Below are 15,526 nucleotides of genomic sequence, written 5' to 3'. Positions count from 1 at the left end.
CTAAGGTCGGGTTGCGCGGGCGCATCATTGGTCTAGATTGCAGTCCACGCATAGCCAAAAACGACATATTCGGGAGGACGCCATGGATACCGTCACGACGGCGGCCAGCGGCCAGTTCGAACTCAATGAAGACCAGCGCGCCATCCAGACCATGGCGGAAGCCTTTGCCGACGAGCGTGTTGCCCCGAATGCGCTCGAATGGGATCGGGCCAAGCATTTCCCGGCCGATGTGATCCGCGAAACCGGTCCACTCGGACTGGGTGGCATCTATGTCCGAGACGATGTCGGCGGCTCTGCTCTTGGCCGACTGGACGCCGTATTGATCTTCGAAGCGCTGTCGCGGGCCTGCCCGGCCTTCTCTTCCTTCATCTCGATCCACAACATGGCGGCATCGATGATCGACCGCTTTGGCAACGATGAGCAGCGCCAGCGCTTCCTGCCGAAACTGACATCGATGGAATGGCTGGCCAGCTATTGCCTGACCGAGCCAGGCTCGGGTTCCGATGCCGCGGCCTTGAAGACCAGGGCAAGCCGTTCGGGCGGCAACGGTTCCGACTATGTCGTCAACGGCACCAAGCAGTTCATTTCGGGCGCAGGTGATTCCGACGTCTATGTCGCCATGGTGCGCACCGGCGAGGACGGCCCCAAGGGTATCTCGACTCTGGTCGTGCCCAAGGACGCCCCTGGCCTTTCCTTCGGCGCCAACGAGCACAAGATGGGTTGGCACATGCAGTCGACCCGTACCGTTATCTTCGAGGACTGCAAGGTGCCCGCGGAAAACCTGCTGTCGGACGAAGGCATGGGCTTCAAGATCGCGATGGCCGGACTAGACGGCGGCAGGCTGAACATCGCCGCATGCTCGCTCGGCGGCGCGCAATCGGCGCTCGACAAGGCGCTGGCCTATACTGGCGAACGAAAGGCCTTCGGCTCGACCATCAATCAATTCCAGGCGCTGCAGTTCCGGCTGGCCGACATGGAAACGGAATTGCAGGCAGCGCGCGTCTTTCTCTACGCGGCGGCCTCGAAACTGGACGCCAAGGCGCACGATGCCTCGAAATGGTCGGCCATGGCCAAGCGCTTCGTCACCGACACCGGCTTCGACGTCGCCAACCAGGCGCTGCAGCTGTTCGGCGGCTATGGCTACCTGCAGGACTACGGCGTCGAGAAGCTGGTGCGCGACCTGCGTGTTCACCAGATCCTCGAAGGCACCAACGAGATCATGCGCGTGATCGTGGCGCGGCATTTGATAGGAAGGCAGTAGGCAAGCGGCAGTAGGCAGTCGAAACGGATATCCTCATCCTTCTCGCACTGCCTCGCTCGACGATTGCCGATTGCCTGATCCCAATTCCGGAGGACTCCCACCAATGACCACCATCGCCTTCATCGGCCTCGGCAACATGGGCAATCCCATGGCCGCAAACCTCGTCAAGGCCGGCCACAAGGTCATTGGCTTCGACCTCGTGCCAGAAAATCTCGCATTGGCGAAGGAGCACGGCCTGACGATTGCCGAGGATGGCCCGAGCGCGGTCAAGGACGCCGAAATCGTCATCACCATGCTGCCGGCCGGCCGGCACGTGCTGTCGGTCTATGGCGAAATCACGCCCTGGGCGCCGAAGGGCGCCCTGTTCATCGATTCTTCCACCATCGATGTGGAGTCCGCGCGCAAGGCGCATGCGATTGCCCGCGAAAACGGCCTTCTCTCCATCGACGCCCCTGTTTCCGGGGGCACCGGCGGCGCCGCCGCGGGCACGCTGACTTTCATGGCTGGCGGTTCGAAGGAGGCTTTCGACCGCGCCGAACCGGTGTTGCAGCCGATGGCCGGCCGTGTCGTCCATTGCGGCGAGGACGGCGCTGGCCAGGCTGCAAAGATCTGCAACAACATGATCCTCGGCATCTCGATGATCGGCGTGGCCGAAGCCTTCGTGCTGGGTGAAAAACTCGGCCTGTCGCACCAGGCGCTTTTCGATGTTGCCTCGACGTCGTCCGGGCAGTGCTGGTCGCTGACCACTTATTGTCCTGTGCCTGGCCCGGTTCCAGCCTCCCCGGCGAACCGCGACTACAAACCGGGATTTGCGGCAGCCCTGATGCTGAAAGACCTGAAACTCAGCCAGGAAGCCGCCCAGGCCGCAGGTGCCGTGACTCCGCTGGGTGCCGAGGCTGCGCAGCTTTATGCACTCTTCAACGCACAGGGCGGCGGCGGTGCCGACTTTTCCGGTATCATCAATTTCCTGCGCGGATCAAACGGATAAGCCGTTCTATCCGTTGAGTTTTCTTAAAATACGCTTCAAAAAAACAGCAAATTTAGATTTGCTTAAGTTCTCGCTAACCACGCGGTAACGATGTGCCTGTAGAACGGAACCCAAGGCGGACGAAACGCTCTGCCCCGCGCTCCGGATCAGGTCTTGCGTACCGGAGCCGTTAGTTTCGCAGGTTCTCTTAGTAGCGAAACGCCATGCGTATCTGGCAAAGCCGCGTTCCCCAAGGGCGCGGTTTTTGCCGTTGAGGTGCCCTGGCTCCAACGCGAAACAATCCCAGGCCTGGAAACCGGGGGGGGTCATCCCGCCAGTCGCTTGAAATTTGCCTTCACGCGCCGGCTTGCCGGCTTCAGCGCGGCATTCATCGACCGCTCGAGCGCGACACCGTTCAGCATCGAGGGCGCCTGGCCCGTCATCACTTCGGGCCAGAAACGGCTCAACGAGTCGATCATCGACAATTGAGCGGCCGCGACACCCTCGGCAACGGCAGCCACCTTCTCGGAAACCGCACGCACGCTTTCGTCGCGCCAGCCCAGACCGCTTGCTTCCGCAGCCATCACCGGCAGCCGCAGCATCACGACGGCGGGGGCAAGCATCAGGTCGGCAACGGCCTTGGCGCCCGCCGGCTGGCGGGATTTCTTTCGTGCATTGCTTTTCACGGGATGATCCAGATTGAAGGGACTTGCCTGAAATGGCGAATGCAAAAGCCGGCGGATCGTTCCGCCGGCTTCCTGCGACAAACTGTCAGCCTTGTCTATGCCTTGCGCAGGTCTTCCTTGGCAAGGTCGAGCGCCTTGCCCAGACGCTCGCAGCACAGATCGATCGTGTCTCGGGTCCAGATCAGCGGCGGCGACAGGATCATCGTATCACCGGTGGCGCGCAGCATCAGGCCGTTGGCGATGGCATGATCGCGAACGGTGACAGCTGCACTTCCAGCTGGCGAGTACCGCTCCTTGGCCGCCTTGTCTTTGACGATTTCAATGCCGCCCATCAGGCCGACCGAGCGGACCTCGCCAACCAGATCGTGGCCGGCGATGCGTTCCTGCAGGGCCTTGGCGAAATAAGGCCCGGTCTCGTTCTTCACCCGCTCGACCAACCCCTCGTTGGCAATGATATCCAGGTTGGCGATCGCCACGGCACAGGCCACCGGATGACCGGAATAGGTGTAACCGTGGTAGAACTCGCCACCTTCGACCAGGGTGGCGGCAATACGATCGCCGACCAGCAGTGCCGACAGTGGCTGGTACCCGGAGGTCAGCGCCTTGGCCGTGGTGATGGTATCCGGCTGGATGCCGTAGTAGTCAGCGGCAAACCACTCGCCGGTGCGACCGTAACCGGTGATCACCTCGTCCAGCATCAGAAGCACGTCATGCTTGCGGCAGATGCGCTGGACTTCCGGCCAATAGCTTGCGGGTGGAATCTTGACGCCACCGGCCCCCATGATCGGCTCGCCGATGAAGGCTGCGACATTCTCGGCACCAGCCTCGAGGATCGCATCCTCGACCGCCTTGGCGGCACGCAGGCCGAAATCGTGGTCGCTCTCACCGGGAAGCGCCAGCTCATAGGCGTAGGGCATCATCACATGGACGATGTTGGGCACCGCACCGCCGAGCTGGCTGTGCATGCCTTCCATGCCACCGAGCGAGGTGCCGGCCACCGTAGAGCCGTGATAGGCATTCTTGCGCGAAATGATGCGGTTCTTTTCCGGCTTGCCCTCCAGCGTCCAGAAGTGGCGCACCAGCCGAAGCGCGGTGTCGTTGGCTTCCGAACCCGACGAGCCGTAGAAGACCTGGCTCACGCCCTTCGGAGCAATTTCGGCCAGCCGCTTGGAAAGCAGCACCGGCGTCGGCGTCGAGCACTTGAAGAAGGAATTGTAATAGGGCAGCTCCTTCATCTGGGCGTAGGCGGCATCGGCCAGTTCGTCGCGACCATAGCCGACATTCACGCACCAGAGGCCGGCCATGCCGTCGAGGATTTCGACGCCCTCTGAATCATAGATGAATGGCCCCTTGGCGTGGGTGATGATACGCGAACCGGCGCCACGCAGTTCCTTGTGGTCGGTAAAGGGGTGCAGATGATGCGCGGCATCGATCTGCTGAAGCTGCTTCAGCGAAAAATTCTGATAAGTCATTGGATTAGCCTTTCCTTTTGAATCAACCCGGCAACAGCCGGAGACGGATTCTCAAAGGGCGTAAGGCGGCGAATAACCGATGCGGGCGCACAGTCGCAAAAGCTCGGCATGGCGCGTGCGCGGTGAAGGCGTCACCGCGATATCGAGCTTGCGAGGATGGGCCACTACAGCACGCATGGGCACACTCTAGCCGACCCTGTGACGGCTGTTCAACCCACCGCGCAGGGCCACCAGACTGGCAATCATGAGAACAACGCAGACCACCCCCAGTGTCACCGGCAAACCAGGTGCGCCAAACAAGGCCATGGCGGCGCCGGCGAGTGGTGGCATGGCAATACCGCCAACGCCCCACATCAGCGAAAAGGCTGCGTTGCCGGCAACGAGTGCCTGCCCCGTGAAACGCTCGCCGAGTTCGATGATGGTCATGGTGTAGATGCCGTAGGATACCGCCCCTAGAACGAACAGGAACGGCCACACCAAGGGTGTGAGGATCACCAAAGGCAGCAATGCGCAGCCGCAGGCCGTTGCGACGACGCAGCCCAACCGGACAACCTGCGGCGTAAGCCGTTCGGCCAGAAAGCCCAACGGAACCTGCATGGCGATGTTGCCTGCGATCATGAAGGTCAGCAGCGCCGACATGCGCGTCTCGGCGATGCCGAAATGCGTGCCGTAAACCGGCAGAAGCGCCAGCACCGCCTGCTCGAATCCCGCAGCCACGACCACCGCGACAAGCAGGAGCACGGCCAACGGCATGAAACCCAAAACCGAGACATGGTGACCGCCCTGGTCGACCCTCGGCAGTCTCGGCAACACTGCTGCAAGACAGCTGCCGCAGATGATGAAGGCAACGATGCCGACCAGAAATGGCGCCCAGCCCTCGGTGCCGACGAACAGCAGGCACAATGGCCCTGTTGCAAAGCCGGCCGATATCAGGGTGGAGTAGACACCCATGATGCGTCCGCGCCTTGCCGGCGGTGCCAGCGCGATCATCCACATTTCGCTCAGCACATAAAGCGGATTGGTGACGACGCCGATCATGAAGCGCAGCGGAAACCAGGCATAGACATTGTAGGTCATGCCGACGAGCGCCAGTGTCAGCGCCGAAAGCGCAGCGCAAGTCAGCGCTGTACGACCAGCTCCGAAGCGGCGCGCCAGCGACGGGATCAACGGCGACGACATGATGAAGCCAATCGGCGTCATCGCCGCGGAAAGGCCGATCGTGGCCGGCGACACGCCTTGCCGCTGCAGGATGAAGGACAAAAGCGGATAGGTCAGGCCTTGCGCGATGGCGAAGACCGATACGGTCGCGATCACGCCCGCGATCGCCGGCCAGTTGGCCGTCGATTCGTTGTCGCGGTGCGCAGCAGCAGCCATCATTCCTCCCGACCGTGCCTATCTTCGAGGTCAACGGTTTTCGGGTGCTAGCTGTTCATCGCAATAGAGGAAAGGGCCGGATGCGCGGGATCGCTTGCTCCACCTCAAAACCGCGGCGACCCTCGCATTTCAGGGGAAGTAGCGCGCCAGCGCCCCCTTCCTGCCCTGCGCGTATGGCTTCAACCAGCTGTCATCAACCCGCAGCCCATCGTCGGCCGATGGTCCTTTGCCCAGCGTGCGCCGCCATGCGCGGAACTTGTAGTGGTCGAACACGTCCAGGCAATGCACCGCGTAGGCGGCCGCGAAAGTCCTGTCGCCCTCGACGATGACGAGGTTCTCGTCGTTTTCGTAGGAGGCCTTGTAGCCGAGGTTGTGGCTGCCCGTGATCACCGTTGCATTGTCTTCCATCGGGTCGATGATGACGATCTTGTCGTGGACGATGGCATGGCCGATGGTCAGCACCTCGGCCTGGAAATCCGTCGCGATCGAGGCACCGGTCAGGTTTGCCGCGCGCACGATCGAAACATTCGGCATCTCCCATACCTTTTCCGGGAAGACGAAGGGCGATTTGCCGTCATTGTTGGATTTGCGCGTCACCGGATCCCGTGTCGACGGCACGTAGTTCGGCATCGCGGCCTGGTCGCTGATCGCACCCTGCACGATCAGGTCGCGATTTGCCCTGGCGGCAGCGACAGCTTCGGCAACGATCGAGTTGTCGCCGCGGCGCGAGGGGTTGAAGACAAGAAACAGCACGGCCTTCCTGGCCGCCCTGATGCGGGCAAAGACGTCCTCCAGATCGACCGGGCGAACCGACAATGTCTTCTTGTTGCGGTCCGGATCGTTCGGCGAGAACCATATGGTCATACCATCGACGGGTGTGCTTTGGCCGTTCAACGGATTGGCGATGTGATTGTCCTTGCGAAACGCGGCGCCCTGCGTCTGGACGGCACGACCTGGTGCATCCTCGCGCTGTGGCGCTGGAAACAGGTCGGCCTTCATCCGTTCCCAGTAGCTGTTGAAAATGCTCGCCATCTCGGGATCGTCGCGGATGAAGGCATTGTTGGACTGGCCGCAGATGCCAGTCGTCGTCCAGTTGGTCGAGCCGGTCATCACAGCCTGCGGAACACCATGTTTGTCGCGATAGACCGCAAACTTGTTATGGCCGATATGATTGTTGTTGAAGAGCCGATCGGTCACAGCCACGCCGGCATCGCGCAGTGCCTTGCGATAGGGTGCATTGCCGAAGTCCCATTTCTTGGTCTGCGTGTCCTTGCCGGAGTTCGACAGGATCACCTCGACGCTGTCCTTGGCCGCGATGATCGCGTCGCGCAGCGCGTCGTCGCCGAGTTCATAGAGTGCAAGTCGCACCGAGCCGCCTTCGGCCTTTGCTCGCGTCAGCAGGCTGGTCAAGACGTCGGGTACATCGCCGTGCAGATAGGCTCGGATCTTGCTGTTGCGGTCCTGCAGCTCCTCCCGGATCTTGTCGCGCTGCCCGACCTTGATGCCTGCTTCGGCCAGTGCGCGTGACATCCATTGCGTCGACAGCACGCCGTTGGTGAAGGCCACGCGCGCCTTGCCGAACATCGAACCCAGGAAGATCGTCGGGCTGACGGCGCCCTGCCCCAGATAGCCAAGAGGCAGCGGCGTGCCTGTATAGGTGCGCTTTCCATCGATCTCCGGGGGGCGAACAGGCACCGGTTCCAGGCCTGGTTTCATGGCGCCTACCGGACGCACGCGATAGGCGATCATTTCGCCATCGGGCCGCATGGTCAGGCTGTCGCGTCGCCGCCGCACGGTGAGGTCACGCCAGAAGGTCTTCTGCACCGGCCACACGCCGGTATCCTGGGGAATCCAGTCCTTGTTGCGCTGTCCCTTGAACGGCACCCAGGAAGCCAGGCAGCGCTCTTCACCGGTGTCGGGATAGAGCCGTACGAGCTCGAAACCGAGGCAGCCCGGAATCATGCCGTCGACATCCCAGGCGATGAATGCGACCTCGTTGTTGGTCGCCGCCCTCACCCGCACCACATCGGCCATGACATCCTCCCCAGGCTGGCACCGCAAAAGCAAGCGAAGCGACGGCTTGACCACGCAATCCGTCTGAAAGTCTCCGGCGCACGGGCATTCTAAACCGCCCTCATGGCGCGACTGTAACGCCGTTCACACTTGCCTGCGCCGACTTTCGACCGCTTGCCGAGCACTGCCGACACGGCAGACGCCATGTCGCTTTGCTTGCTCTAGTGGTCGCCGCCTCCGCAATGGAGGATCGGCCGGCGGTCCATTATGCGGCGACAAAATCGCATGAGGATTACCATGACCGCCGCGCTGCAACCCGCCGAACCGGCCCTGGCCACCGATCGCGCCCGTCGTGGCGGACGCGCCGGCAAGCGCGCCGCCGGCGCGGCCGCCTTCGATCAGCCAGCCTTCCGACAGCTCAAGATTCCCTTCGCGCCGACCAAGCTGATCTCTGACGACGAGCTGGAATCGATCCACCTCGCCTCGCTGCGCGTGCTCAAGGAAATCGGCGTCGACGTGTTGCATGACGAAGCCCGTCGCATCATGAAAGCGCATGGCGCCGATGTGCGCGATGGCGAATTTCGCGTCCGCTTCGACGCCGACATGATCCTCGAGCTGATCTCCCATGCGCCCAGAGAATTCACCATTCATGCCCGCAATCCGGCGCACAATCTGCGCTTCGGCGGCAACAATACCATCTTCGCGCAGATGGCCTCGGCACCTAACTGTTCCGACCTCGACAGCGGCCGCCGGCCCGGCAACCAGCGCGACTATCGCAATTTCCTCAAGCTCGCGCAGATGCACAACATCCTGCAGATGACCGGTGGCTATCCGGTCGAACCGATCGACGTCCACCCATCGGTCCGGCATCTTGAGTGTATCCGCGACCTCGCAATCATGACCGACAAGGCCTACCACGCCTACTCGCTCGGCAAGGAACGCAATCTCGACGGCATCGAGATCGCCCGCATCGCGCGCGGTATCACGCGCGAGCAGATGATGGAGGAGCCGTCGCTCTACACCATCATCAACACAAACTCGCCGCTGAAGCTCGATGTCCCGATGATGGAAGGCATCATCCAGATGTCGTCAATGGGCCAGATCGTTGTCGTGACGCCCTTCACGCTTTCGGGCGCCATGGCACCGGTCACGATCGCCGGCGCCCTGGTCCTGCAGAATGCAGAAGCGCTTGCCGGTATTGCCTTCACTCAGATGGTTCGCAAGGGCGCGCCGGTCGGCTATGGCGGTTTCACCTCCAATGTCGACATGAAGTCGGGCGCGCCGGCCTTTGGCACGCCGGAATACATGAAGGCGCAGCTGGTCGGCGGCCAGCTGGCGCGCCGCTATAACCTGCCCTACCGCACCTCCAACACCTGCGCCGCCAACACCGTGGATGCACAGGCTGCCTATGAAAGCGTGTTTTCGCTGTGGGGCGTCATCCAGGGCGGCGGCAATTTCATGATGCACGGCGCCGGCTGGCTGGAAGGTGGCCTGCGCTGCTCCTACGAAAAGATGATCCTCGACATCGACCTGCTGCAGATGGTGGCGGAGTTCCTGACGCCGCTCGACCTGTCCGAGGATGCTCTCGCCATCGATGCCATCCGCGACGTCGGTCCCGGCGGCCATTTCTTCGGCACGCCACATACTCAGTCGCGCTACAAGACCGCCTTCTATTCGCCGATCCTGTCCGACTGGCGTAATTTCGAGACCTGGGCCGAAGCCGGTTCGCCCACCGCCATGGAGAAAGCCAATCGCGTCTGGAAGGAGCGCCTGGCGAGCTACGAGGAACCTTACATGGATCCGGCCATTCGCGAGGAACTCAACGCCTTTGTCGACCGGCGCATCGCCGAGGGCGGCGCCCCGACTGATTTCTGAATACGGCTCGATGAAAGCGCACGTGACTTTCACTAACGTGCCAAGGCTTCGCCGCACCCTGAATCAAACTGTTCAAGTAGAGACATATCCTTATGAAATCCCACGTTAAAGCGGTTGTGATCGGCGGCGGCGTCGTCGGTTGTTCGGTCCTTTACCACCTGGCTAAAGCCGGCTGGACCGACGTCATGCTGATCGAGCGCTCGGAGCTCACTTCCGGCTCGTCCTGGCATGCCGCCGGCGGCTTCCACACGCTGAACGGCGACCCCAACGTCGCCAAGCTGCAGGCTTATACCGTGCAGTTGTACAAGGAGCTGGAGGAGCTTTCCGGACAGTCCTGCTCGCTGCACCTGACCGGCGGCATCATGATGGCCGACACGCCGGAGCGGATGGACTTCCTGCGCCTGGCCCACGCCAAGGGCCGCTATCTCGGCATGGACACCGAGCTGATCACCCCATCGGAAGCCAAGGCTATGTTTCCGCTGATGGACGAGACGAATTTCGTCGGCGCCATGTGGGATCCCGTCGAAGGCCATCTCGATCCGTCTGGCACCACTCACGCCTATGCGAAGGCTGCCAAGAAACTGGGCGCCGAAATCGTGCTGCGCAACCGCGTCATCGAATTGACCCAGGAAGTCGACGGCACCTGGAACGTCGTCACCGAACAGGGCACGGTGAAGGCCGAGCACGTCGTCAACTGCGGTGGTTTGTGGGCACGTGAAGTCGGACGCATGGTTGGCGTCGAGCTGCCCCTGCTTGCCATGGAGCACATGTATCTGCTCACCGAACCCATGAAGGAGGTCGAGGAATTCAACAAGTCGACCGGTCGCGAGATGGTCGGCGTTCTCGACTTCAAGGGCGAGATCTACACCCGCCAGGAGCGCAACGGCATCCTGCTCGGCACCTATGAAAAGGCCTGCAAGCCATGGTCGCCGGTGAACACGCCCTGGGACTTCGGCCACGAGCTGCTGCAGCCTGACATCGACCGCATTGCACCCTCCCTGGAGATCGGCTTCAAGCATTTCCCGGGCATCGCCAATGCCGGCATCAAGCAGGTCATCAACGGCCCCTTCACCTTCGCGCCCGACGGCAACCCGCTGGTCGGTCCGGTCCAGGGCCTGACCAACTTCTGGTGCGCCTGCGCGGTCATGGCCGGCTTCAGCCAGGGCGGCGGTGTCGGCCTGGCCCTCTCCAACTGGATGGTGAACGGCGATCCCGGTTTCGACGTCTGGGGCATGGATGTCGCCCGCTTCGGCGAGTGGGCGAGCCTGCGCTATACCAATGCCAAGGTGCGCGAAAACTACTCGCGCCGCTTCTCCATCCGCTTTCCGAACGAGGAACTGCCCGCGGCTCGCCCGGCGCAGACGACACCGCTCTACGATACGATGGTGGCCAACAATGCCGTCATGGGCGACAGCTGGGGCCTGGAGACCCCCCTTTGGTTCGCACCAAAGGGTACCGAACCAAAGGACGTCGTCTCTTTCCACCGCTCGAACGACTTCCAACATATCGGCAATGAAGTGCGCGCCGTGCGCGAGCGCGTCGGCATCACCGAAATCGCCAATTTCGCGAAATACGAAGTCAGTGGAACGGCTTCCGAAGATTTCCTGAATCGTTTGATGACCAACCGCATGCCGAAGAAGGGCCGCATCGTGTTGACCCCGATGCTGAACGAGTTCGGCAAGCTGATCGGAGATTTCACAATCGCCAAGACAGGCGACGACAAGTTCATGATCTGGGGTTCGTCCGCGGCGCAGAAGTACCATATGCGCTGGTTCGAGAAGCATCTGCCGAAGGACGGCTCGGTTCGCATCCACCGCTTCGACCAGACCCTCGTCGGCCTCTCCATTGCCGGGCCGAAAAGCCAGGAGCTGCTGCAGAAGCTGACCGACATCGACGTGTCGTCCAAGGCGTTCCGGTTCATGGATTTCCGCGAGATGGCCGTTGGCGGCGCGCCATGCCTGGTCAACCGCATCACCTACACCGGCGATCTCGGCTACGAAATCTGGATGCAGCCTGCCTATCAGCGGCTTGTCTATGCCGCCATCAAGGACGCGGGCGCGGAATTCGACATCATCGACTTCGGCATGCGTGCGCTGCTTGCCATGCGCCTGGAGAAGAACTTCCCGACATGGTTCCGCGAGCTCAGGCCGATCTATGGCCCGTTCGAGGGGGCGATGGACCGCTTCATCAAGATGGAGAAGAACGACTTCATCGGTCGCGAAGCCGCAGTAGGCGAACAGGCTGAAATGGCCAACGGCAAGGGCTCCAGGCTGCGTCGCGTCTCCTTCCTCGTGGACGCTGCCGACGCCGATGTGATGGGCGACGAGCCGATCTGGGCCAAGGTTCCCACCGATTATGGCACGGTCGAGAAGCCGCACGGCTACGGTGCGCCACGCTTCGACGAATTCGGCAAGGAAGTGCGCGGTTCAACCGCCGCGCAAGGTGCTTCCGCCGTGCGCGGCATCGTCGATGGCGAATGGCGCGTTGTCGGCTGGATCACGTCGGGCGGCTATGCACACTATGTGCAGAAGTCGATGGCGCAGGGATACGTTCCAGCGGCATTGGCCGAGGACGAGAGCGCCGGCCTGTTCGAGATCGAAATTCTCGGCCACCGCCGTCCGGCCCGCATCAATGTCGAGCCTCCCTTCGATCCGAGCGGCGAAAAGATGCGCGGGTAGCCGAAAAGCTCATGCCCCACGTCGTTTTGCTCGGTGACTCGATTTTCGACAATGGCAGCTACGTCGGCGACGGACCCGACGTGGCGAGCCAATTGCGCAGCATTTTGCTGACGGAATGGCGCACAAGCCTGCACGCAGTCGACGGAAGTCTCACCGGAGATGTAAAGCGGCAGTTGGGTTGGCTCGGGAGCGACGTAACACACCTGGCGCTCAGCGTCGGGGGTAACGATGCGCTCGACCATGGCGGCATCCTTGGTGAACCCGCAGCGTCGGTTGCCGAAGTCCTGGATCGCCTGGCCAGCATTCGCGAAAATTTCGCCCACAGCTACAACGCCATGCTCGATGGTGTGATGGCGACGAACCGCCCTACGGCGGTTTGCACGATATACGACGGGCGCTTTGCGGAACCGATGCAACGCCGTATCGCAAATACGGCTTTGACCGTGTTCAACGACGTGATCACGCGCGCAGCGTTCCTGCGGGGGCTGACACTGATTGACCTGCGATTGATATGCGATCACGACGAAGACCTGGCCAACCCCATTGAGCCATCGGTGAAGGGTGGCCTCAAGATCGCTCGTGCGATCGCTGCATTCTGTCAGGCGCCCGAGGGACCACGCGTCAATTCGGAAGTTTTGGCGCGCTAGGAGCAACCAACCAGTCAGGGTCGAACGACGATGCGGGAGGAACAGGCTAAGGGCAATTTCGGTCGACACCGCAAGATCATGCCATTCGAACCGGATATGGTGGGCAACATCGAGGCACTGCGCGCCGCTTCCCGCGACAAGGCGGCCTCACTCAACCAGCATGTTCTTGGCTATGGTGAAACCGCCGAGCGCGAGTGGGCGGCAGCGGGCATCGCGGCTCCCGATCTGCCGGCGATGCGGAAATATCGTCTCGAGCGCATCCGCGCCGAACTGAAGCGTCGCGGCTACGCCGGTGCGCTGCTCTACGATCCCGTCAACATCCGCTACGCGACTGACAGCACCAACATGCAGCTCTGGGTCGCGCACAACCCGACACGCCATTGCTTCGTGGCGACCGAAGGACCGGTCGTTCTGTTCGACTACTTCTCCTGCGAGCACCTGTCCGACCATTCCGGTGTCGTCGACGAAGTACGACCGGCCGTGTCCTGGATGTATCTCTATGGCGGCGAGCTGACGGAAATGAAGGTACGCCGCTGGGCTGCCGGCATTGCCGAGTTGGTACGCGAACACGGCGGCGGCAACAATCGCATTGCCGTCGATCATCTCGACTTCGAAGGCGTCGAGGCGCTCGCGCGCCTGGGCATCGCGATCGGCAATGGCGAAGCCGTCATGGAGAATGCCCGCCTCATCAAATCGGCCGATGAAATCCTGGCCATGCGCCGCGCCATCGTCGCCTGCGAGGCAGCCATGGGCGAGATGCAGACCGCGCTGAAGCCAGGCGTCACCGAGAACGAACTGTGGGCGGAACTGCACCGCGGCAACATCGCACGCGGTGGCGAGTGGATCGAGACACGGCTGCTCTCGTCAGGTCCGCGCACCAATCCCTGGTTCCAGGAATGCTCGTCGCGCGTCATCGAGACTGGTGACCTCGTCGCCTTCGACACCGACCTCATCGGCCCGTATGGGTTCTGTGCCGACCTCTCGCGCACCTGGCTGTGCGGCGATGGCCGTCCCGGCGACGAGCAGCGGGATCTTTATCGTGTTGCCGCCGACCAGATCACCCGCAACATCGAGCTGATGCGGCCGGGAATCTCATTCAGGGAACTCGTCGAGCGCTCCGCCGTACCACCACCGGACTGTTTCCCGACCCGCTACGGCGTGCTCTATCACGGTGTCGGCCTCGCTGACGAATACCCGACCCTGCCGCATGCAGCCGACTGGACTGCCGATACGCCGGACGGCGTTCTCGAGCCCGGCATGGTGCTGTGCGTGGAAAGCTATATCGGCCGGCTGGGTGGGCGCGAAGGTGTCAAACTCGAAGAGCAGATCCTGATTACCCCGACCGGTCCCGAAAAGCTGTCGAGCTATCCTCTCGACGAGCGTCTCCTGGCAGAGTGAATTCTGCTCCTCCATTTTGGTGTGGAAAGCGCGAGGCGCGGCATGGCTGCATGCGGCACCGGCGAGGATAGTGGCATCTGTCGCCCATCAACCGCGGAACAAGCCCATGCCATCTCCCCGTCGCCTCGGTCTTGCCAGCACAGCACTGGCTGCAGTTCTTCTTTCGCCGCCTTCTGCGGCCTTCGCACAGCCGATCGCACCGAAGGTCCTCGTCGTCACCATGTTCGGCGGCGAAACGAAACCATGGCTGGAAGGACGCAAGCTCGACACCAGGGTGAAGGTGCCAGGCCTGCCGAAGGAGTATCCGGAAGTCGCCTGCGATGCAGCGGGCCTATGCGTGATGACGACGGCAATGGGTTACGCCAATGCTGCCAGTTCGGTGTCGGCCGTGATCTACAGCGGCCTGTTCGACCTTAAGCAGAGCTACGTCCTGATCGCCGGTATTGCCGGCGTCGATCCAGGCGACGGCACGCTGGGTTCCGCGCACTGGGCCCGCTTCGCGGTCGACGCCGGCCTTCGCCACGAGATCGATCCACGCCAGATCCCCGCCGACTGGCCAGACGGCGTGGTCGGGCTCGGCGCCCAGAAACCCGGTGAGAAGCCCAAATGGGGCTCCGGAACGGAAGTCTACAGGCTGAACGAGAAGCTGGTGAACAAGGCGTTCACCCTGACCAGTGGCGTCGAGTTGGCAGACAGCGATGAGGCCAAGGCCTATCGAGCGGCATACAAGACCGCGCCAGGCAACGCGGCACCCGTCGTCAGCATCTGCGACACACTCTCGACGGACACTTACTGGCACGGCTCGAAGACCGCGGAGAGCATGGGCAAATGGGTCTCGCTGCTGACCGACGGCGCCGGCAACTACTGTACCACGCAGATGGAGGACAATGCCTCCCTGACAGCGCTTCAGCGCGGCGCCGATGCCGGCCTGCTGCAATTCGACCGCATCGCGCTTTTGCGCACCGCATCCAACTTCGATCGCGAGCCGGAAGGCAAGACGGCCATTGAATCGCTCAGCGCCGATTCAGGCGGTTTCGGCCCAGCAACCGCCAATGCCTACCGGGTCGGCTCGAAATTCGCCGATACCGTCATCAACGGATGGGCAGACTGGCAGAAAGGTGTACCGGCTAAATAGGGCCAGCGATCTCGCGTGAT

General features: G+C 62.2%; 12 protein-coding genes. 7 read left to right on the top strand and 5 right to left on the bottom strand.

Features of this window, described 5'->3' with window-relative positions; genetic code table 11:
* Positions 1–82 precede the first annotated feature (82 nt).
* Both ACFWYE_RS01075 and mmsB read left to right on the top strand, forming a co-directional pair.
* Positions 83–1,261: an isobutyryl-CoA dehydrogenase gene (locus ACFWYE_RS01075; RefSeq protein WP_379109056.1), complete on the top strand. Its 1,179-nt coding sequence runs from the start codon at positions 83–85 to the stop codon at positions 1,259–1,261.
* Between the two features lie 103 nt (positions 1,262–1,364).
* Positions 1,365–2,249 carry a 3-hydroxyisobutyrate dehydrogenase gene (gene mmsB / locus ACFWYE_RS01070; RefSeq protein WP_379109054.1) on the top strand — a complete coding sequence of 295 codons (885 nt, stop codon included), beginning with the start codon at positions 1,365–1,367 and terminating at the stop codon, positions 2,247–2,249.
* 305 nt (positions 2,250–2,554) lie between these two features.
* Here the strand turns inward: mmsB and ACFWYE_RS01065 are convergent, their stop codons facing one another.
* The 5 genes from ACFWYE_RS01065 to ACFWYE_RS01045 all read right to left on the bottom strand — a co-directional run bounded on the left by ACFWYE_RS01065 (position 2,555) and on the right by ACFWYE_RS01045 (position 7,794).
* Entirely contained in the window at positions 2,555–2,914 is a 360-nt protein-coding gene (locus ACFWYE_RS01065) for a hypothetical protein (protein ID WP_379109052.1), read from the bottom strand.
* Positions 2,915–3,009: 95 nt separating this feature from the next.
* Positions 3,010–4,386: an aspartate aminotransferase family protein gene (locus tag ACFWYE_RS01060; RefSeq protein ID WP_379069882.1), complete on the bottom strand. Its 1,377-nt coding sequence runs from the start codon at positions 4,384–4,386 to the stop codon at positions 3,010–3,012.
* 51 nt (positions 4,387–4,437) lie between these two features.
* Positions 4,438–4,563 (bottom strand): capsid protein, encoded by a 126-nt coding sequence (locus tag ACFWYE_RS01055; protein ID WP_379109050.1) that lies wholly within the window; start codon positions 4,561–4,563, stop codon positions 4,438–4,440.
* A gap of 9 nt (positions 4,564–4,572) precedes the next feature.
* Complete coding sequence (locus ACFWYE_RS01050; RefSeq protein ID WP_379109048.1) at positions 4,573–5,760, bottom strand: MFS transporter; 1,188 nt, start codon at positions 5,758–5,760, stop codon at positions 4,573–4,575.
* 129 nt (positions 5,761–5,889) lie between these two features.
* On the bottom strand, positions 5,890–7,794 hold the full coding sequence (locus tag ACFWYE_RS01045; RefSeq protein WP_379109046.1) for a phospholipase D-like domain-containing protein: 1,905 nt from the start codon (positions 7,792–7,794) through the stop codon (positions 5,890–5,892).
* A 276-nt stretch (positions 7,795–8,070) separates the two neighbouring features.
* On the opposite strand from ACFWYE_RS01045, the gene ACFWYE_RS01040 reads away from it, so the two are divergent.
* From ACFWYE_RS01040 to ACFWYE_RS01020, 5 genes are all read left to right on the top strand, one after another.
* Positions 8,071–9,648, top strand: coding sequence for a trimethylamine methyltransferase family protein (locus ACFWYE_RS01040; RefSeq protein ID WP_379069873.1), 1,578 nt, complete (start codon positions 8,071–8,073; stop codon positions 9,646–9,648).
* 92 nt (positions 9,649–9,740) lie between these two features.
* Entirely contained in the window at positions 9,741–12,326 is a 2,586-nt protein-coding gene (locus ACFWYE_RS01035; RefSeq protein ID WP_379109045.1) for an FAD-dependent oxidoreductase, read from the top strand.
* 11 nt (positions 12,327–12,337) lie between these two features.
* The gene (locus ACFWYE_RS01030; RefSeq protein WP_379109043.1) at positions 12,338–12,973 is read left to right on the top strand and encodes an SGNH/GDSL hydrolase family protein; all 636 of its coding nucleotides are present in this window, start codon (positions 12,338–12,340) and stop codon (positions 12,971–12,973) included.
* A 30-nt stretch (positions 12,974–13,003) separates the two neighbouring features.
* Positions 13,004–14,371 (top strand): M24 family metallopeptidase, encoded by a 1,368-nt coding sequence (locus ACFWYE_RS01025; RefSeq protein WP_379109041.1) that lies wholly within the window; start codon positions 13,004–13,006, stop codon positions 14,369–14,371.
* Between the two features lie 106 nt (positions 14,372–14,477).
* Positions 14,478–15,506, top strand: coding sequence for a purine-nucleoside phosphorylase (locus tag ACFWYE_RS01020; RefSeq protein ID WP_379109039.1), 1,029 nt, complete (start codon positions 14,478–14,480; stop codon positions 15,504–15,506).
* Positions 15,507–15,526: the final 20 nt, after the last annotated feature.

It is taken from the genome of Mesorhizobium sp. NPDC059025 (assembly GCF_042739655.1).
Classification (GTDB): domain Bacteria; phylum Pseudomonadota; class Alphaproteobacteria; order Rhizobiales; family Rhizobiaceae; genus Mesorhizobium.
Note: the sequence above shows the minus strand (reverse complement) of the source record. Positions and strands in the feature narration are given on the sequence as shown.